This window comes from Bacillus sp. FSL W8-0770, from assembly GCF_038008705.1.
In the GTDB taxonomy this organism is placed as follows: Bacteria; Bacillota; Bacilli; order Bacillales; family Bacillaceae_G; genus Bacillus_A; species Bacillus_A cereus.
Window position 1 is genome coordinate 233787 of sequence record NZ_JBBOZR010000002.1, and the last position, 19924, is coordinate 253710.

The window sequence follows — 19924 nt, forward strand, 5'->3', positions numbered from 1 at the left end:
TCCCTTTGCCCTACAAAGAGCAACATTAACATTTCAAAAAAACAAGCAAAGTACGTTCAGACAAAAAATCCAGATTTTACCTTATTAAAAATAAGTCAGCTCTTTTATATACAAAGGACGTAAGGATTGTAAATTAGTCAAATGTAACTCCTCAAAATTATATGCACCAAAGAAATTGACGTATTTCCCAATGTAGAGATCCTCCCCCTATCAGAAAAGAAGAGTTCCATACAACAATGAAGAAAGTGAACTTCCGTTTATAAAGGTATATCTTTACAAACAAAAAGGGTTTATATACGAAACATTGAAATATCCAGTTTATAAAGGTGATTAAGTTTATTTTATAAACGTTTTTTCAATGAATACCTTTTACAAACGTTCATCTTTAATTAACTCCAATATTGTATTCATAATCTTTTCTTTCATTGATATGTTTTCATTTCCCATCAACTTAACTCCCCCTTCTAGAATGCATAAATTAAGCAATGTTTTAAATGTCATTTAACTTCAAGCTTTCACCTTCGATTTTTAATATTAATAAATAAATTTCTAAAAATAATTTAAAACTATCTATCAAAAACTTTTCAATTAAATATCAAATTTATTACTTTAAAAACGCATAATTGTATATTCATATTTTCAATAGTGCGTTCCCAACCCTATTGAAAAGAAATCTATTCCGTACCACTAAGTAGATCTCTTTCCAGAAAAAGAACCTGTTCTCAATGGAAAACAGGTTCTTTTTTGTTCAAAATCGATAAATTATACTACAACAGTATTGGTTCTTTAATTAATGGTAAATACTCTATACTCATAGCATAATTTAATAACAAATTGATATACTCTTGATTTGGCTCTAAACAATGTACATTCTTCAAATATCCTTGCGTGTATAAACAAGATGGTATAGCTACTGATAGCTCTTCTACAGATTCTAATAAAGGCATTATGAGCTCTAAAGCTTTCTGTTCATCAGTAGTTAGATTCGTATTAAAAAACTTCTCTATATACTTCTCTTGTTTCATTAACAGGATATCGTATCCAAAAGCTTGTAAACTATTAATAAATTGGTCCCATTTAAGCTGATTTGGATTACAAATATGCATGGTTTTATTTACTGTATTAGCCTTATAAGATAATTCAGTAATAGCTAAGCTTCCATAATCTACAGGCGTTAAATCTACATACGTATTGACGTCAGGAGCTATGCTAGATAGGCATATCCCTTTTAATAATCTATAAAATGCGTTTTCATTAATATTGTATTGAAATTTACCTGTTTTAGAGTTACCCACTAAATTCCCCACACGGTATATCGTGGCACGAACTCCTTTTTCCATTGCTTCTCTGACCATTTTCTCGCCTTGAAACTTACTTTCTAGGTACAGATTATCCAAATTTTGCCCTCTATCAAAATTAGACTCAAAGAATTCAAATTCTTTTGGATCGCTTTCAGCCTGACCTACTACACTTAAAGTCGATATATAATGAAAACGTGCATTTGTGTTCTTAGCTAATTCCAATAAGTATTTTGTAGACTGAACATTTACCTTTTGAAAATGCTCACGTTCTCCATAATGTCTAACTTCTCCACCACAATGTATGATTGACTCTACCCTATTCTTTAAATGGTCCATTTGCTTTGAATCTAGACCTAGATTCATCAAAGATAAATCTCCTTCAATTAATTCTACTCTCTCCTTCAACTTTTGAAGGATTTCTTTACCGAAATAAAACTCCATTCTTTCTTTTAACTTTGCACCAATTACTTGATCCTCATTTTTTCTTACTAAACAGTAAATAGTCGTAGATGGCAACTGTAATAATCGTTCTAAAATATGTGCTCCTAAATATCCTGTTGCCCCTGTAAGGAAAACTGTGTTTGGATAATTCACCAGATCTAACTCACATTCTTCTAATTTAGTTCTTTCATAAACAGGAGTCGTTTTCGTTTCATTTTCCATACATGCTACATTCATATTTTTCTCTTTCTTGGACGACATGCCTTCCATCTCTTCAATATGAGAGGCTAATTTTTCTATTGTTCTATACTTAAAGAAATCTTGAATTTTCAAGTTAGGGTATAACGGTTTTAATTTGACTAATGCCGGCATAACTTTTAAAGAATGTCCACCCAAATTAAAGAAATCATCTTTTAAACCTATAGATTTTATGTTTAGAACTTCAGACCATACCTTTGCAATGTCTTTTTGCACTTTAGTTTGAGGTTTAAGTTTACACTCATCTTTTTGCTCATGACCAAACTCTATTTTTGGCAGCTTTTCAAAGTCAATTTTACCGTTCGCCGTTATTGGTATTTCTAACACATGAGAGTAATATTTAGGGACCATATATTCAGGCAATACATTTGATAAATGTAAAGCTAACTTATTTTTCTCTATCCCTATACCGTCCACTGTTTTATAATAAGCTTGCAGTAACATTCCATCTTCCGTTTGTGTTACTACAGCCTGACTTATTCCCTCAAGTTGTAACATTGCATCTTCTATTTCTCCTAATTCAATTCTGTGCCCTCTAATTTTAACCTGCTTATCTTTTCTTCCCATAAATTCTATATTTCCATTTGGTAACCATCTTGCTAAATCACCTGTTCGATATAATCTTTTACTATTATCTTCTGAAAATGGGTTTGAAATAAATGCCTGTTTTGTTTTCTCTTCCTGCTTCCAATACCCTTGGGCCAGTCCTAAACTTTCAATATATAATTCACCCATGCCCCCTACCGGACAATGTTGCATATATGAATTCAATATATGAACCTTTGTATTAGAAATCGGAATACCAATCGGTACGCTTCCTAAAAGATTATTTTCTTCTTCTAAAACTGGTACGAAATAATACATTGCTGAAACGGTTGCTTCAGTAGGGCCATACTCATTTACCAGCTGTACTTGGTTTTTAAAAGTATTTTGCCAACTTCTAATAGCATTTGTTGATGCAGCTTCCCCTCCCATTATTATAAATCTTAAAGAACGTATCTTTTCGCTATCCAGTTTCGTTAATGAAGTCGATAATTCATTGAAAAAGACTGTTGGTAAGTCGGAAATAGTTGCTTGAGTTTCTTGAATGGCTTGAGCATATGCGACAGTTGAATAGCGTTGTTCATCACTTAATAAATATAGTTCTGCCCCATTTAACAAGGTAGAAAAAATTTCTGATACTGAAGAATCAAAACTATGGGAATAAAACTGTGTTACTTTATCATTTGGAGAGATCTGAAACACTTCATTTCTCCATTCAACTAAATTTAATACTCCTTTATGCGTTAATAATGTACCTTTTGGTTTTCCTGTTGAGCCTGAAGTATAAATTACATATGCCAAGTCATCTGGTTTATTTAAAATTTTTACATCATCATTTATAGTCGTACGATATATATCCTCTATTATTGAAACCTTATAATCACTTACATTCAAATGACTTTTAAATTTGTTACTCGTTATAATTCTACATGCCTCACTGTCACGAACTATATAATTTATTCTATCCTCAGGGTATTTTACATCGATTGGTATATAGGCAGCACCGGCTTTTAATATTCCAAGCATAGAAACGATACTATTCATACTTCTATCTAAAAATATGGCTACCTTATCACCTCTTTTTATACCTTTTTCGAGTAAATGTTGAGCTACTTGATTAGAGCTCATATTTAATTGTCTATATGTTAAAGATTCCTTTGCAGTCACTATAGCAATCCGATCGGGTTGTCTATCTACTTGCATATAGAATTGCTCCTGTATATTTTGAAAATAAGGATATGGTCTTTCTGTATGATTTACCTTTTTATATAAAGATTCTTCTTCCTGTGATAGGAATGAAAGATTTTCATATGTTACTGTTCGTTGATGAATAAAGGCGTCCAGTATATTAAGTAAGTTTTGAGTAAACCTGTTAATTGACTCTTCCTTGAAAAGATTAATATCATACTCAAATGAAATCCCTACATAATCCAATCCTTCTTCAACAGCTAAAGAAATGTCAAACTTACTAATATCTTGTTTATTAGGTAACAACTGAAGCTTATACGCATCATGTTGCTGCAGAATATCTTTCTGATAACTAAACATAGTAGAAAAGATCGGGTTATTCCCAAAGCTTCTATCAGGATTTATTTGCTCAATTACTTTATCAAATGGGTACGATTGGTTTTGGAATGAATTCAAACATTTCTCTCTCACTACTTGTAATAGCTGTGTTAAATTTTTCACATCATTCAATTGTGTTCTGATCGCTAAGGTATTTACAAAAAATCCTTGTATTTTTTCAAATTCTTGATGATTCCTTCCAACAACCGGTGTACCTACAATAATATCTTTTTGATCCGTTAGATAATGTAACAATTGAATATACGCTGCTAAAAATAGCATATACATAGAAACATTCTCTTGTTCACATACTTGTTTCAAAGACTCTTTCATTTCATTATCTAACTTCATTTCAAATACTGTACCTTTATTTGTACTTTGACGATTCCTACTAAAATCTAAAGGAAGATTTAATATAGGAAGAGGTGCTGCCAGTTCGGCCATCCAATAAGATCTTTCTGTATCCCATCGACCTAAATTTAACTGCGCCTGTTCCCACTCTGCATAATCTACATATCGATTAGAAATAGTTGGCAACTCAGGATTTCTACGTTTAGCAAAAGCACTATATACCTTCATTAATTCATCTAATAAATTCCTTACACTCCACTCATCTGTAATAATGTGATGTAAATTAATATATAAATAAGACTTTTTCTTATTCAGATTAAAAATTCTAATCCTAAAAAGAGGGCCCTTTTCTAAATCAAATGGTGTATGATCCGTTTGATTTATTGTTGTACGTATATATTCTTGTTGTTCTTTTTTAGACATATGTTCAATCTCATCGTGAATCAGATCAATCGCTATTGAGTTTAAAATGACTTGTCTAGGCTCTCCATTTCTTTCAATAAACACTGTTCGTAGCATCTCGTGTCGTTCAACTAAAAATCTTATGGTGTCTTGTAAAATATCCTTATTTAAACTCGGCTCAATATATATGTGTAGTGGTGTATCATATACTCTATTAATGGCGTTATACTTATTTAAAAACCAGATTCTTTTTTGAGCACTTGATAACCGATAACTTTCCTTATCTGCAACTTTTAATACTTGCATCTCCTGTTCTTCCCTATCATAATTTACTGCCATTAATTTATCGATGTAAGCAGATAGACTAGCAATCGTTGTATGCTCAAAAATATCTCTAATTTCAATTTTTAGATGAAACTCTTTTTGAATTTGATTTAACACTTGCACAGCAATTAATGAATGTCCCCCAAGTTTAAAAAAGTCATCATCTCTGCCGATTCTATATTTCCCTAAATTTAAAATCTCTGCCCATGTTTTTGCCAATCTTTTTTCTGTTTCACTTATTGGTGGGACATATTGCTTCTGCATGTTTGCAAGTAAAGATGGGATTTGTAATTCTAATTTTTTTCTATCTAGTTTTCCGCTTGGTGATACAGGAAAACTTTCAAGGTGAAATACATAATTTGGCATCATAAAATCTGGTAAACTTTCACTTAAGAATGTTTTTAATGCCTCTTGTTTTATTTCTGTATTGTCTTTTGATAAATAAAAACTAACGATTTTGTCGTTTTGATAAGTGAATACTACAGCATCTCTCACCTCTGGATGCTTAAATAATGTTCCTTCGATTTCATCAAGCTCAATTCGATACCCACGTATTTTCACTTGATTATCTTTCCTTCCGATAAATTCTAAATTTCCATTCGGTAAAAGACGTACTAAATCTCCAGTGCGATACATCTTTTTATCAAGATTATAGGATTTTTCGAAAGAAATAAACGCCTCTTTTGTTTTTTCCTGTTGATTTAAATATCCGTTGGCAATTCCATCACCGCCAATAAATAACTCACCTACTACACCTGACGGACATAATGTATTGAACGGACTAACCACGAAAACTTCACTATTAGCAATTGGTTTACCTATTGGGATATTAGAGATTTCTTTTTGTATCTCACCATTTACTTCATACATGGTTGCACATACAGTAGTTTCAGTAGGACCATATGCATTAAGAACTGGAATCTTTAACCCTAGTTTACTTTGCCATTTACGAACTGATTCTGCAGGTAAGGTTTCCCCTCCCACAAATAAACGTTTTACAGAATTTAATTTAAGTAACATTTCTTTTGGCATATCAGCTATTAATTTAAAAAACGCAGTTGGTAAAACCACATTTGTAATACCATTCTTTTGACTTACATTTATAAATTCCTCTGCTGAACGTTTTTCGATATCAGAAATTAAATGCATTCTTCCTCCACATAGCAAAATCGGAAATATTTCCATAATGGAGGCGTCAAAAATGATCGTTGCAAATTGTAAAAATACATCTTCTTTGCCTAAATGAAATGTATTGATTACTGAATATGATAAATTAACTACGCCTTTATGTGGTACAACGACTCCTTTTGGCAAACCTGTTGAACCTGACGTGTAGATAATATAAGCTGCATCTTCTATGGTATGTGTAGGCGTAATATTTTCTATGGAATTAGCGTAATGAAAATCTTCTAGATAAATTGTATGAATCGCAAACCGTTCAACCAATCCCCTGTATTCTTTCTTCGTAATAATCATTTGACTTTCGCTATCTTTTAAGATGTATTCTATTCTTTTTTCAGGAAACTTTGGATCAATTGGTACATAAACTCCACCTGATTTTAAGATGCCTAGAATCCATACAATGGTATCAATCTCTCTCTCCATTGTAATACTTACACGTTGTCCCTTTTTCAAATCATTTTCACGTAAATAATTCGCTATTTGATTTGACCTTTGCTGTAATTCATAATAGGTAATGGATTTGTCCCCCATTGAAATCGCTATTTGATTTGGCGATTCTAATGCTTGTAGATCGATTAATTGATCTAATGTTTTTGAATTAGGATATGTAAGAGCATTTGAGTTCATCTCTTTGTATAGACGATGATCTTTTTCTAAAAGCAAATCCAATGAATGGATAGGTTCGTTCACATTCTTCATTAGTTTTTGTAACAAATATACATATCTTTCAATTAAATCACTAATACTCTCTGGTTTATATAATGCTGAGTTATAGTCAACCTCAATTTTATTCTCTGTTTCCCCTTCGTATCTCATTATTCTCCAGGTCATATTAAAAGGATTTACTCTTTTACAATTTGTTAAAACTGTTGACTCCATATCAGGAATTTTTAATTCCGGTATCTTCATCGTATTAAATGCTGTGGAATATACCATATTATGATTATGATTTGTATTTGTATTTTTATTTAGATTTAAATCCTTTACTATATGTGAATAAGGATTATGTTTATACGTAATAGCTAGATGAATAGATTTATTCACTTTATTAAGTATTCCCTTAAATGTCTCTCCCTTTTCTATTGTTATACGTATAGGTACTGTATTAACAAAGTAACCAAAAGTATTTCGTTCTTCTGTATGTGGTCTAGTATTAATTGGAATACCAACAATTATCTCTTCAGCATTTGTCATCTGATGAAGTAACGTACAATAAGTACTTAACATTACTCGATAAATACTTATATTATTTTTTTTAGCAAAACATTGTATTTGATAAAATAGATCCGAATTAATATTCTTGCTTATATTTTTATCCGTATATCTCTTTTCATTTATTTTATTAAAATCAATAGGAAACTCTGTAGGAGTCAATTCACCTTGTAAATAATCTTTCCAATACGATGATCCCTCTTTATATATTGCACTATCAATAAAACTCTCCTCATACTTTACGAGGTTCTGATAAGGAGATTCAAATTCTACATTCGTCTTCCCTTGAAGTAATTCACCATACGTATTGGATAATTGTCGGATGAAAACTCCTAAACTCCATCCATCATAAATAATATGATGAAACATTAAATGTAAAATAAATGTATCTTCACTGAATTTAATGATGTGGAATTTAAACAAAGGCCCCTCTTCTAAACTAAATTTCTCATTCACTATAGATTCTAAGAAATTTTCAAAAATAGATTTTTGTTCTGTGTTTTTAAAAGCAGTTAAATCCTTAATTGGTATATCAAATTCTACATTCTTTTGAATTAATTGCTTTATTTTTTCATCCCTCTTCTTAAATATTGTACGTAGCGCCGGATGTGATTGCACTATTACGGTAAGCGCTTTCTTCAAGGCCTCTATTTGAACTTTTCCTTTTAACTTTATTATAATCGGTTCATTGTTCATTCCTTTTTCTATTTCCATTTGATGAGCTATCCATAATGCTTCTTGGCCTACCGTTGCATCCAATTCTTCTACAATTTCATATTTCTCTTGTATTTCTTTCATATGAATTTCTCCTTTTATAAATATTTAAAAACGGATAATATTTACAGTTACAACTATATGTACATATTCTGCAATTTGTAAATCTATATTTTCCGACTAAATTCAACATTTATTTCGCTTATTGCATAGTTATTAAAATTATGAATAAAACTCATATTTATACCGTAACAGTTCATACTTTTATTCAATTTAAGCATAAAAAACCATTTCACTAATAATTCTAATTTCTTTTTATACAGTAATCTTACATATTTTATTAAAGGAAATAGTCTTATTTATACTCCGAAAATAAATTCAAGAATATTCCAACTGGTCACTATATATACTTCTAATAACATAAACTGTAAAGGAGGAGTCCGTACATAATGGAATATAGATTATTAGGTAACACCGGGTTAATAGTTTCAGAGATAGGATTCGGTTCGTGGGCGATTGGTGGAGATGAATGGGGAGCAGTAAAAGATAATGAATCACTTGATGCAATTGAAAAAGCAATTGACCTAGGGGTTAATTTTATTGACACTGCTGATGTTTATGGATTAGGTCATAGTGAAACGTTAGTTGCAAAAGCTATAAATAATCGCAGACAGGATATTATTCTTTCTACAAAAGGTGGATTAATTGGTCATCATTATGACCCAAATCAACCAGCCGTTTATGGAGATTCTCAAAAGATCATTGATGCGTTTGAGGCTAGTTTACTGCGGCTTAAAACGGATTATATAGATGTGTACTTTTGTCATATTTGGTGGGATAAACCTGAAGAAACAGAAGCCTTTCTACAAGCTTTCCAAACCTTAAAAAAATCTGGCAAAGTAAGAGCTGTTGGTGTTTCTACTAATGATTTAGATTATATAAAACATTTTAATCAGGATAATGATTTAGATGTCGTACAATTCGATTATAGTATTTTGAATAAAGAACCTGAAAAAGACATCCTTCCTTATATTGAAAAACATAATTTAGGTGCTGTGATAAGAGGCCCACTTAAAATGGGGATTTTAACTGGGAAATTTAATCATGAAACTCAATTTCCAGACGATGATTTAAGAAAGGATTGGCCAAAGGAAAAGTGGTTTAAAGATAGCTTAAACAAAGTAGAGAAATTACGTTCACTTGTACGATCAAATAGAAGTTTAGCGCAAGTTGCTTTACGTTATGTTTTAAGTCACCCTGCCGTTTCAGTTGCTATTCCTGGTGCAAAAAATTCTACCCAGGTTGAAGAGAACTCTTCCCACTTAACTCGTCCATTATTATTAGATAATGAAATTGAATTCATTAAACAACTTTGATCAAATAATTATTCTTCCATAAAAAATTATGCTGATTTTTCTACCAAATCCATACTACTACTTCTTCTCCACTAGAACATATCTTTAGCACTTCCACCCTATTTTTTATCTTTTCCCAACAATATCTACAGTTTATAAGGTAGTTGAACCCTTTTATTCAACTACCTTATAGTACGTTCTACATTATATTAAAATATCTACTACACTAGTTGAATACATGCTAGAGTATCATGCAAACCAAAAAAACAATTAATTCAGAAATATTTTTAGAAACTTCATTATCTCACAATTACTTTTTTTAAAATTAATCAAAAAATTTTTCTTTACTAGAATCTATGCAAAAAAATAAAAAATCTTGACCAATAAAAAAATGAAGAGCGAGCTACTTTAGGTAAATGTGAGGAAAAATCAGAAGGATACTACAATAGCTTAATTTACCAAAGTCATATTCCACTAGCTGGAATCACTATGTCTGAGGTTATAGAAGAGCTAAACCAATTTATCATTTTAGCCAAGAAGACTCCTTCCTCAAGGAGCGTGAAGGGTCACAGCCCAGTGAGTAGCTGGGAGATGAATTGGCTTCGAACAAGGGATGGCAGGAAGCCATCTTAATCGTTCGCCATACAGAAAGTGTTACTCCACTACCTACCGAATGTACGTTTGGTGTATAATAGTCATATACCGAAATGGAGGTGAATCAAATAATGATGAATAAAGCCTATAAGTTTCGTATCTATCCAAATCAGGCACAAGCAATTCTAATCAATAAAACGATTGGGTGTTCTCACTTTGTATTCAATCATTTCCTATCCTTATGGGATCACACATACAAAGAAACAGGACAAGGCTTGACCTATGGTACATGCTCTGCCAAACTACCTGCCATGAAGAAAGAGCTTGTTTGGCTAAAAGAAGTGGATAGTATTGCGATTCAGTCGTCTGTTCGCAACCTTGCGGATGCTTATACACGCTTTTTCAAAAAACAAAACAGCGCACCGCGCTTTAAATCTAAGAAGAACAACGTACAATCTTATACCACAAAACAAACAAATGAAAACATTGCCGTTGTAGGGAACAAAATAAAGTTGCCGAAACTAGGCCTTGTTCGATTTGCCAAAAGTCGTGAAGTAGAGGGACGTATTGTAAATGCTACAGTTAGACGGAACCCTTCTGGTAGATATTTTGTGTCACTATTAGTTGAAACAGAAGTACAAGAACTTCCGAAAACACATTCTTACATTGGAATAGATGTAGGACTAAAAGATTTCGCTATTTTGTCAAATGGAACACACTATAAAAATCCGAAGTTTTTCCGATCATTAGAAGATAAGTTGGCGAAAGCACAGCGTGTCCTTTCTAGAAGAATGAAAGGATCTTCTCGCTGGAATAAACAACGAGTAAAGATAGCTAGAATTCATGAATACATATCAAATGCTAGAAAAGATTACTTGGACAAAATCTCAACTGAAATCATCAAAAACCACGATTTTATCGGTATAGAGGATTTGCAAGTATCGAATATGTTAAAAAATCATAAGTTAGCAAAAGCAATTAGTGAGGTATCTTGGTTGCAATTTCGATCCATGTTAGAATACAAAGCAAAATGGTATGGCAAACAAGTCATTGTCGTATCGAAAACATTTGCTTCCAGCCAATTATGTTCTTGTTGTGGGTATCAAAATAAAGACGTTAAAAATCTAAACCTACGTAAATGGTTTTGCCCTTCATGTCAAACACATCATGATAGAGATATTAACGCAAGTATCAATCTAAAGAATGAAGCGATAAGGCTTCTAACCGCAAGGACTGCGGGGTTAGCCTAATCAATTAGAGTTCGATAGAACTCTTTACTTAGGAATCCTTCACTTCTAAACGAAGTGAAAGTGGGGGTAGTTCAATGCTGCTTGTACAAATAAAATTTCTCAAAAAATCCCCAAAAAAAATGTGTACGACCTATGAAATGAATGAAATAGTGTATAGTAATTTTCCTTATAAGAAAGCATACCCATTTGCTAACACAACAACTTCCTTAACAGCTCAATTACTATATATACCTCAATCTCAATTTGTCATTAAAGCTATATAAATTTGTGAAGAAAACTAGCTGTACTTTTGTGCAGCTGCTTTTTTATATAGAGTAAATTAGTAATAGATATTCTTACATAAGTGTTACCTTTCACACTTTAACTTCTTCGAATTCAATAGCCACTTTCTCAGCATGTCTTATTTCTCTGCTTAACCTATCTAAAGATCTCCTTCTATTTATTTCAACATGTTTCATCATGCTTTAATTTCATATGCTCCATTATTTCATCTATACAAGTAACTTAGACACTTCTCCCTATTTAATGACTAATCTTTTACTTTTTAAGTAATGATTGATACACATCTTCCCACCCTTAAGTACTTGAAAATTTCCACCTAATAACCCCTTAACAATCCCTGTAATTCTTACAATTCTCTTTCATTTTATTTATCTATTCATTCATCCCCCATATCCTTTATCTACCTAATCTTCCCCAAAGAATCCAATGTAAAATTCATGATAAAAGAAAACAACCGTATCATATGTAGATTATTTAAGGAAAAAGAGTGAGAATTACTGGATTCCCCTTTCTTTTGATCTTTTTTAGAAGCTCTTTAAAGTCTAATTCTATTACATTCCTGCTTGGTAACATGTCTACTAAACATTAACAATTTGTATAGCTACATAAAGACTCTACTAATTCATTAAAGGAATCTCCTTCCCCCTATCGAATTATTGTAGAGGAAAGGAGAGGAATACATGGAAATTCTAGGATTAGATCCTCGCGCATTAGCGACCTTAGGTGCACTTGAATACACCAATCGTCGCAATAAATTAATCGAAGACTCGGAGAATAACATATACGAGTGTAAAGAAATAAAAGAAATACTTCAATCACTCCCTAAAGAGAAGCAGATTGAAGTTCTTGAGAATCAAGCTCACTTTGAAGCTGTGGCAAAGATGATTGAACAAAACAATTTAATTCTTTTAGAACAGATGAAAGCTCTACAGCTAATTCAGAAATAATAAACTTATGATTGATTAATTCTACATATGCTTCCATAAATAATGTATCTTTATTTATACCATCAGTCTCTGTTTTTACAGGGGCTTTTGTTATGCGTTGATTCATATTCTGGATTTGAATGGTTTCTTTTACATGTGTGAATAGATCTTCTAATAAACCTGGTGTAGACTCTAGTTCTTGTTTTTCAATTTCCTCTGTAACAGCACTTATAAATTCCCATAGTACCTTTGCACCTAGTAGTTCTGCTAATCGTTTTTCACGCATTTCAAATGTTTTCATGTTCATATTTAAACACTTCCCTTATTTCATATTTTCTTAAAAATAATTAATATATTATTTCGTTTTAGGAAAACAATATAGAGATGAAATCCCCTTATTAATTACACGTATTGTGACATTACTCTTCAAAAAAAAGAGTCCAATCAAAATTTAGTACCTTAGCTATATTCTTTGCGACAGGAACACTTGGATTTCTTTCACCACTTTCAATCATTGCATACATACTTCTAGATATTCTTGCCTTACATGCAATATAATCTTGTGTTTTCTCTTTATTTTTACGTTTTTCCAATAACCAAAACCTCATTATTCCCCCTCTTTCATTGTCACAAAATGTGTAACTAATGATTATATTACATAATAATTAGTTTAAAATCAATATTTTTTACACATTTCGTGTACTTTATTAAATGTTACATATTGTGACGTTATAATTGATTTAGAAAACACCTAAAAGGAGGTAGCATATGTTTGGCACTAGACTACACACTCTTCGAAAAGAACGCAAACTGCGTCAAGAAGACATGGCAAAACAACTAGGGATCGCTCGAACTACATATGCAATGTATGAACAAGGAAATCGAGAACCTGATTATAATACATTGATAAAATTAGCCACCTTTTTTGAAGTATCTATTGATTACCTCCTTGGTACAACTGAAATAAGACAAATTACAGACGTACAAGATCCTGAGCTTTATCAATGGTTTGAAGATATAAAAAATGCGACTCCTCAAAAGCGTGAGGAATTAAAAAAGTTTTGGGAGTTTATAATACAAAGAAAAGACTAGATTATTTAAACAACCTCCACCTTGACAGAGTGGAGGTCGTGAGTTCGAGCCTCTTCGGGGTCATACAGTACGGTAAAATGGCGTTCTATCAACTGAGAGAGCGCTTTTTTATTTTCCGTTGACTTAGCGTTGACTTGACGCAGGGTGGCGGTTGCCTTCCAAACACGATGGCGGTCGGCTGCAACAGGTAGATATACGTCTCTCATCTCGTTTTCAAAAACAAAATAGGAGGCGTTTTTTCTATGACATTTAATAATGAAGGAACATTTTCAAAACATAAAGGGAAACGTATAAAGAAAGAGTTACGAACATTTGCTACACAAACGATTGATGATTTGTTCGAGAGATTCTATCATGCCAAAGTAGCTGAAGGACGCGCTACACGCACTTTGCATGAGTATAAGGAAAACTTCCGATACTTTACGTATTCCCTCGATTACAAAGGTCTTAGCAGAAAGATAGATACAATTACGACTGATGTGATCCATAATTACAAACCTGATGATTGTAAAACAGTTGGTCTCTCTCCTTCAACCATTAATACACAGCTCAAGACATTACGAGTAATGTTCCGCTTTTTAGTTGATGAAGAATTGATTGAGCCTAATCCTATGAAGCAAATAAAAAATGTAAACGAACCACAAGAGGAGATTGCTGTACTTACAGTTGATGAATTACGACGTTTACTTGATACTCCAAATAAAAGAAGCTATAGCGATTTTCAAGATTACGTTATTATGAATCTCTTATAGACACATTCTTGCGTATCAGCGAAGTGCTGTCACTTACAGTTCACGATATTGATTTTTCAATAGTAACTACCTCCGATTGTTATTAAATTCTTTTTCCTATGTATAAATCCGACCCCTGAATTGCTTCGTAACGTTAATTTCACAAAAGCTTCAAAACTCCTCATTCGTATATCTTAGAAGAAGCGCCGGTAGAAAGATGGCCCGCTACTACTCTCATCTCTCACACTATTAAATCTCTGACCTTAAGTCGATTTTGTAGCGGAGAAACTAAAAAAACACAAAAAAAGACGTGAACCGAAGTTCACGTCTATATTTTATTTATTCTTCATCTTCGTCATATATAAAATGTTTAGCTATCTACCAACTAACCTACACTCTTAACTTTTGAAGAATTTAAGATACTTAACATCCTCATCTTCAAAACATCTTCCTTCCGATTTTTTGTTAGCAAAGTTGAAAAACTCTTTTGCAATTTCTAAATCACCCAATTCATACGCAACTTTTCCTGAAATAAATTCTTTTTCCCCTGTATCAATACGCATAAATCCGGTTAAAAACATTTTATCTGACCATTTTTTTGCTGTCTTAAAATCCTTTACAATAAAACAAGTATCAATAATATCATTCACTAAATCAAAACTTTCATTATAAATACCTTTCGGATTAGGCAATACACTCCAAGCCTCTTCTAATAATGTAATAGACTCATTATGATTACCTTTATCAAATTCATCATTACTCTGATTAACGAGACTTTCGAATTTCTCTTTTAAAGGTGATTGTAATATAGCCATTTTGCTCCTCCTTAAATAATGTCTTTAATCAAGTCAAAATATTTATCATCTTCTTCAAAAAATATCTTGTAACCTTCTAGCATGTATGCTTTTAATAAATATTCCTTAGCTTTTTCAAGTTCTCCACATTCGAACAAGCTCTCTCCAAGTCTCAATAAAATCAATGGATTCGAAATACCGTCTGGACAGTTTAAAGCATTATAAAAATTACTTTTTGCCATTTCATAGTCATCTTTAATAAGATAAGTGTCGCCTATTACTGTATATAACCAAGTACTTGCTTCCCAATTAGTCTTTGGTGCTGGCACCATATCTAAAGCCACTAAATATTTCTCCAGTGCTTGATCAAATTGTTCTACTTCAAATAGAATATCTCCCTCTTCACATAGTTGTACAATTTGATTGTATATTTTGTCATCTAGTTCCAATTCCCTTTACCTCCAATTATTTTTTAGTTGGTGGCAAATATCTCTCACCTAATTTAGCGCCTGCTGATCTATTTAAACTAAAATGATCCAATTCATAATTAACAGAATCTAGCATCCATTTTCTAACTTCCTTAGACTTTGCTCCATAATGCCTACCAATACTATTCCACCACGAGACAGCATCGGTTAGATGAGCCATATCTGATTTACTAAGATCATACCACACTCCATCACTTGCCTTAAATTGCATTTTACCGGCACGTGTTGTCCTAATTCTTGGTGGATTTTCATTTTTCATTTTTTCTATTACTTCACGGCCAGTTCTTGATTTCTTTCCAGGTGTCTTTCCTAAATATTGTTCTCTTAAACTTTTAACTTTTTTAGGTGACGATTTTTTTATAGTACTAGCAGATCCATTTGAAGAAGACTGGAATTTTTGAAGAGTATCCTTAGCATTTTGAATTGATTTATGTAAAACAAATCCACCATGTCCAACCACACCAGCACCAGCTACTGTAGCAACTCCATTTAATGGAAGAACAATTGGTGATGCCAATCCACCGGTTCCTATTTCCGCCACGATGGTTAAGAAATTAGAGCCACCTATAAGTGAAATACCTTCAAAAATTTCTATAACAGATCCTACCATCGATAAAGCATTTCCAGTAAGCCTTCCAGCTTGATAAGTTATCTTGCTTTCTAATTTATCATTATCAGGCGTTTTAAGTCCAATAAAGTTTTCCGCTGCTGCACTACCAGCACCTTGAAAAAATTCGATAACACCATTCAAATACTCCCAAGCACCAATAGCTGTTTTTTCATACCATGATCTATTATCTTCCTGAGCCCTTAAAGCCACTTGTTTTTCTATTAAATCCATTTCTTCGATTTGATCTTGAATAGCTTGTTCATACATAATTTCTTGAATAGGTGTTAGCCATTCCATATTTAATTCTCTCGTACTAAATGTGCCGCTTGCAGGATTAAATCCTTTTCCACTCTGTACTTCTGCCAGGCCAGTAGCAATGCTAGCAGCTAATTGAATTGCTGTACTATAGTTATTACTAGATGTTTGATTAAATTCATGTAGATGATCTAGCTTTTTTTGCAGTTTTTTCCTCATGACAGTAAAAAGATTCGCCATAGCTTCCATACCCGGGATTGGCATAGCTTGATTGATGGCTTCCATACTTGCTTTCATTCGGTCAATTTCTCGAATTTGTTCTAGCAACTCTTGTTCAATGACATCAGTTGAAGCTACCTGTGATTCGAAATCATTGGGAAAAGCATTATTCTGACGAATTAACTCTTCACATAAAAAAATAATTCCTTGAGCCAAAGGTCGAAAGGTTTGGACAAAGAATGTTCTTGCACTTTCGTAAGTTTGACCTTGTAAAACAGTATCACTTGCAAAAGCGTCAATCGACTGAATGGCTTGTTCCATCCCTTGAATGGTAGCCATACATACAGCATTCATGCTTTGAGTCTGGTTCTGTACTTCTCCCAAATACATATTTAAACTCATGCATTGCCCCCCTTTGCTAATTGTTGTTGCTGATAGGAAAGCTCATTTTCTAAATCACTAAGATCTCGTCTTTCTTTAAGTAACGCTTCTTTTTTGTTTTCGAATTCAAATGTAAGTTTCCGCTCAATGTGTTGTGCTTCTTTATAGATATTTATAAAAAAATGAGATAATTCTCTATCTCCATACCAAGTTTCTAAAATTCGATTAAACAAACGACGATTTTGATTTTTCCATTCATAAAAGCCCTCTTCTGCTTGCTCTTGAGTTTGAATTGTGGATTGATTTCGGTCCTGTTCTTCAGATACACTTCGTAACCTTTGATTTAATTGTTTGATTTGGTTTTCAATACCTTGACTCATCTTTTTCCTCCTACCGTTTTACCTTTACGAAGGTGGTCACATTAGCGAAAAGTATTTTGAAGTTCGTTATCCATTCTCTCAAATTCGTTAGCTACCGAATGAATATTATCGACTGCCTGTTGAAAGGCGGTACAAAATTGTTTCGTTAAATCTAAAGCTTGCTGATTTGCTTCTTGTGCTTTGGAATTAACAGTTAGCGTAGTACGATTCGCCTTAGTAATAGAACGATTTATCGCACTCTGGATAGTATCAGAAGCATGCCTCATTTGCGTTGCGATTTGTTCTGCCGTTTGAAAATTACTTTGTAATTGCCCCATCGCTTAAACCCTTTCCAATATTTTTATAGAAAATTATACCATATGGGATTATATGACTGTAGCAACTATTCAAATTTATAACTTATAATTAGTTAATGGCTTCCCTTCAACATATTTTAGCTTTCTTTTAAATTTAAAAATTAAATTGCTAAACAAATAATGTTATATGACATGATTATTCATACATGCTTCAGCTTTCAAATGTCTAAAGATAGTTATCTAGAAATAAGAGATAATTATGAAAATAGTTGGACAAATCCTTTTAAAAAAGCAGATAAATTTAGGATTGATCTCATCATTATTGACGAAATTGATCGTTTAAAGTTTCCCACACTATATACAACGACATCACACTACTTCCGAAAATTACTGTCTTATTTGTATCAGACGCCAGCAAATGGCAAAATATAATTCATTGTAAACTATCGAATCTATTTCCTACCCATACTATATAATAAATTAATCCAAGACTCCGGCAATAACATATATGAGTGTAAAGAATACTTCAATCACTCCCTAAAGAGAAGCAGATTGAGGTTCTTGAGAATCAAGCTCACTTTGAAGCTGTGGCAAAGATGATTGAACAAAACAATTTAATTCTTTTAGAACAGATGAAAGCTCTACAGCTAATTCAGAAATAACAAACTTATGATTAATTAATTCTACATACGCTTCCATAAATAATGTATCTTTATTTATACCATCAACCTCTGTTTGTACAGGGGCTTTTGTTATGCGTTGATTCACATTTTGAATTTGAATCGTTTCTTTCACATGTATGAATAGATCTTCTAATAATCCAGGTGTAGACTCTAACTCCTGCTTTTCAATTTCTTCTGTAACAGCACTTATAAATTCCCATAGTACCTTTGCACCTAGTAGTTCCGCTAATCTTTTTTCACGCATTTCAAATGTTTTCATATTCATATTAAACACTTCCTCTTCTGTATTTTTTACTATTAATTGGACTATCTAAATTATGATGGAACAGCTATATTGGCAATCAAATTCTCTACCTCCACCATCGTAAACTATAGTTTACAAGAGGGACTAAAAATAGATTCCACGCTTGTTCCTAAAACTTTTGCTATTTTTATAGCTAACTTAACGTTAGGTTGTTTTTTATTATTCTCTATCTCAGAAATATAAGTGCGCGATAAACCAACTTGTGCCGCTAACTTTTCTTGTGATATTAGTTTTTCTTTCCTTAATTCAGCTATCTTATTCATTGCTCTACTCCTCTCCACTTATGTATTCATATGATTACAAAACAATTGTAAACCATAGTTTACTTAATCGTCAACAATGTTTTACATATTTTTTCTCTATTTTAGTTTCTTTTTGTAAATTATTGTTTACAATTGTACTAGGAGGATTAAATATGAAGAAAACTCTTGGTGAAATTATAAAAAATTATCGTTTAACAAATAAACTATCCTTACGCGAGTTTGCTCAAAAATGTGATGTTAGTCATACTTATATAGACAAACTTGAAAAAGGTGTAGATTCAAGAACTGGAAAACCTGTAGAACCCACACTTTTAGTAATAGAAAAGATATCAAATGCCATGAATATAAGCACAAAATCCTTATTAGAAGAAATAGGATTCATTACAAGAGATAATATTGAGGTAACTGATACAGAATTAGAACAGTGGTTTAAAGCTATTAAAAGCGCCTCTCCTCAAAAGCAGGAGGAATTAAAGAAGTTTTGGGAGTTTTTAATACAAAAGGAAGACTAAATTAGCTAAAAGGCCTCCACCTTGACAGGGTGGAGGTCACTGCTTCAAACCCAGTCGGGATCATATGAAGAACCCCCTTGATAATCAAGGAGGTTCTATTTTATATTTATTAATTTTAAAGCCGTCACAGACTTTCTGGTCACATATTGGTCACCCTACCATAAAGTTGTTCATTTACTACCTCGCTCCACTTGCTGCCCTCTACAAAATAATTT

15 protein-coding genes and 2 pseudogenes are annotated in these 19924 nt (G+C 32.4%); 7 read left to right on the forward strand and 10 right to left on the reverse strand.

Features of this window, described 5'->3' with window-relative positions:
• Nucleotides 1-767: 767 nt before the first annotated feature.
• A complete protein-coding gene (locus tag NST27_RS27830; RefSeq protein ID WP_098289701.1) occupies nucleotides 768-8378 on the reverse strand; it encodes a non-ribosomal peptide synthetase in 7611 nt (2536 codons plus the stop codon).
• A gap of 365 nt (nucleotides 8379-8743) precedes the next feature.
• Between NST27_RS27830 and NST27_RS27835 the strand changes: the two genes are divergently transcribed.
• The 4 genes and pseudogenes from NST27_RS27835 to NST27_RS27850 all read left to right on the forward strand — a co-directional run.
• Nucleotides 8744-9670, forward strand: coding sequence for an aldo/keto reductase (locus tag NST27_RS27835; RefSeq protein WP_061662000.1), 927 nt, complete (start codon nucleotides 8744-8746; stop codon nucleotides 9668-9670).
• 323 nt (nucleotides 9671-9993) lie between these two features.
• Nucleotides 9994-10174, forward strand: a pseudogene (locus tag NST27_RS27840) (aspartate aminotransferase family protein); the annotation flags it as partial.
• 200 nt (nucleotides 10175-10374) lie between these two features.
• Nucleotides 10375-11493 carry an IS200/IS605 family element RNA-guided endonuclease TnpB gene (tnpB, locus tag NST27_RS27845; protein ID WP_341035286.1) on the forward strand — a complete coding sequence of 373 codons (1119 nt, stop codon included), beginning with the start codon at nucleotides 10375-10377 and terminating at the stop codon, nucleotides 11491-11493.
• Between the two features lie 70 nt (nucleotides 11494-11563).
• Nucleotides 11564-11756 (forward strand): annotated as a pseudogene (locus NST27_RS27850) (hypothetical protein); the annotation flags it as partial.
• Between the two features lie 841 nt (nucleotides 11757-12597).
• On the opposite strand, the gene NST27_RS27855 reads toward NST27_RS27850, so the two are convergent.
• Together NST27_RS27855 and NST27_RS27860 are read right to left on the reverse strand one after the other, a co-directional pair.
• Nucleotides 12598-13008 carry a hypothetical protein gene (locus NST27_RS27855; protein WP_047387782.1) on the reverse strand — a complete coding sequence of 137 codons (411 nt, stop codon included), beginning with the start codon at nucleotides 13006-13008 and terminating at the stop codon, nucleotides 12598-12600.
• Between the two features lie 112 nt (nucleotides 13009-13120).
• A complete protein-coding gene (locus tag NST27_RS27860) occupies nucleotides 13121-13309 on the reverse strand; it encodes a helix-turn-helix transcriptional regulator (RefSeq protein ID WP_001213252.1) in 189 nt (62 codons plus the stop codon).
• A gap of 160 nt (nucleotides 13310-13469) precedes the next feature.
• Between NST27_RS27860 and NST27_RS27865 the strand changes: the two genes are divergently transcribed.
• Together NST27_RS27865 and NST27_RS27870 are read left to right on the forward strand one after the other, a co-directional pair.
• Nucleotides 13470-13793 carry a helix-turn-helix domain-containing protein gene (locus NST27_RS27865; protein WP_000468117.1) on the forward strand — a complete coding sequence of 108 codons (324 nt, stop codon included), beginning with the start codon at nucleotides 13470-13472 and terminating at the stop codon, nucleotides 13791-13793.
• 242 nt (nucleotides 13794-14035) lie between these two features.
• Nucleotides 14036-14545 carry a tyrosine-type recombinase/integrase gene (locus NST27_RS27870; protein ID WP_052133355.1) on the forward strand — a complete coding sequence of 170 codons (510 nt, stop codon included), beginning with the start codon at nucleotides 14036-14038 and terminating at the stop codon, nucleotides 14543-14545.
• Nucleotides 14546-14922: 377 nt separating this feature from the next.
• On the opposite strand, the gene NST27_RS27875 is transcribed toward NST27_RS27870, so the two are convergent.
• From NST27_RS27875 to NST27_RS27905, 7 genes are all read right to left on the reverse strand, one after another.
• A complete protein-coding gene (locus tag NST27_RS27875) occupies nucleotides 14923-15339 on the reverse strand; it encodes a hypothetical protein (RefSeq protein WP_000996349.1) in 417 nt (138 codons plus the stop codon).
• Between the two features lie 11 nt (nucleotides 15340-15350).
• On the reverse strand, nucleotides 15351-15767 hold the full coding sequence (locus NST27_RS27880; protein WP_016083030.1) for a tetratricopeptide repeat protein: 417 nt from the start codon (nucleotides 15765-15767) through the stop codon (nucleotides 15351-15353).
• A 16-nt stretch (nucleotides 15768-15783) separates the two neighbouring features.
• Nucleotides 15784-17292, reverse strand: coding sequence for a T7SS effector LXG polymorphic toxin (locus NST27_RS27885; RefSeq protein ID WP_047387785.1), 1509 nt, complete (start codon nucleotides 17290-17292; stop codon nucleotides 15784-15786).
• Nucleotides 17289-17651, reverse strand: coding sequence for a DUF3958 family protein (locus tag NST27_RS27890; RefSeq protein ID WP_047387788.1), 363 nt, complete (start codon nucleotides 17649-17651; stop codon nucleotides 17289-17291). The genes NST27_RS27885 and NST27_RS27890 overlap by 4 nt, the downstream gene beginning before the upstream one ends.
• 41 nt (nucleotides 17652-17692) lie before the next feature.
• Nucleotides 17693-17968: a TIGR04197 family type VII secretion effector gene (locus NST27_RS27895; RefSeq protein ID WP_047387792.1), complete on the reverse strand. Its 276-nt coding sequence runs from the start codon at nucleotides 17966-17968 to the stop codon at nucleotides 17693-17695.
• A 516-nt stretch (nucleotides 17969-18484) separates the two neighbouring features.
• Nucleotides 18485-18895, reverse strand: a complete 411-nt coding sequence (locus tag NST27_RS27900; RefSeq protein WP_047387795.1) for a hypothetical protein — start codon at nucleotides 18893-18895, stop codon at nucleotides 18485-18487.
• Nucleotides 18896-18999: 104 nt separating this feature from the next.
• On the reverse strand, nucleotides 19000-19197 hold the full coding sequence (locus NST27_RS27905; protein WP_001033047.1) for a helix-turn-helix transcriptional regulator: 198 nt from the start codon (nucleotides 19195-19197) through the stop codon (nucleotides 19000-19002).
• A gap of 152 nt (nucleotides 19198-19349) precedes the next feature.
• Here NST27_RS27905 and NST27_RS27910 point away from each other — a divergent pair, with 152 nt between their 5' ends.
• Nucleotides 19350-19709, forward strand: a complete 360-nt coding sequence (locus tag NST27_RS27910; RefSeq protein WP_047387797.1) for a helix-turn-helix domain-containing protein — start codon at nucleotides 19350-19352, stop codon at nucleotides 19707-19709.
• Nucleotides 19710-19924: the final 215 nt, after the last annotated feature.

What these genes read in the sequence shown, in the direction of transcription:
- NST27_RS27890 (WP_047387788.1), bottom strand. Translation starts at nt 17,651, where the DNA reads ATGAGTCAAGGTATTGAAAACCAAATCAAACAATTAAATCAAAGGTTA.
- NST27_RS27860 (WP_001213252.1), bottom strand. Translation starts at nt 13,309, where the DNA reads ATGAGGTTTTGGTTATTGGAAAAACGTAAAAATAAAGAGAAAACACAA.
- NST27_RS27875 (WP_000996349.1), bottom strand. Translation starts at nt 15,339, where the DNA reads ATGGCTATATTACAATCACCTTTAAAAGAGAAATTCGAAAGTCTCGTT.
- NST27_RS27835 (WP_061662000.1), top strand. Translation starts at nt 8,744, where the DNA reads ATGGAATATAGATTATTAGGTAACACCGGGTTAATAGTTTCAGAGATA.
- tnpB (WP_341035286.1), top strand. Translation starts at nt 10,375, where the DNA reads ATGATGAATAAAGCCTATAAGTTTCGTATCTATCCAAATCAGGCACAA.
- NST27_RS27910 (WP_047387797.1), top strand. Translation starts at nt 19,350, where the DNA reads ATGAAGAAAACTCTTGGTGAAATTATAAAAAATTATCGTTTAACAAAT.
- NST27_RS27870 (WP_052133355.1), top strand. Translation starts at nt 14,036, where the DNA reads ATGACATTTAATAATGAAGGAACATTTTCAAAACATAAAGGGAAACGT.
- NST27_RS27855 (WP_047387782.1), bottom strand. Translation starts at nt 13,008, where the DNA reads ATGAACATGAAAACATTTGAAATGCGTGAAAAACGATTAGCAGAACTA.
- NST27_RS27905 (WP_001033047.1), bottom strand. Translation starts at nt 19,197, where the DNA reads ATGAATAAGATAGCTGAATTAAGGAAAGAAAAACTAATATCACAAGAA.
- NST27_RS27900 (WP_047387795.1), bottom strand. Translation starts at nt 18,895, where the DNA reads ATGAATATGAAAACATTTGAAATGCGTGAAAAAAGATTAGCGGAACTA.
- NST27_RS27895 (WP_047387792.1), bottom strand. Translation starts at nt 17,968, where the DNA reads ATGGGGCAATTACAAAGTAATTTTCAAACGGCAGAACAAATCGCAACG.
- NST27_RS27885 (WP_047387785.1), bottom strand. Translation starts at nt 17,292, where the DNA reads ATGAGTTTAAATATGTATTTGGGAGAAGTACAGAACCAGACTCAAAGC.
- NST27_RS27865 (WP_000468117.1), top strand. Translation starts at nt 13,470, where the DNA reads ATGTTTGGCACTAGACTACACACTCTTCGAAAAGAACGCAAACTGCGT.
- NST27_RS27830 (WP_098289701.1), bottom strand. Translation starts at nt 8,378, where the DNA reads ATGAAAGAAATACAAGAGAAATATGAAATTGTAGAAGAATTGGATGCA.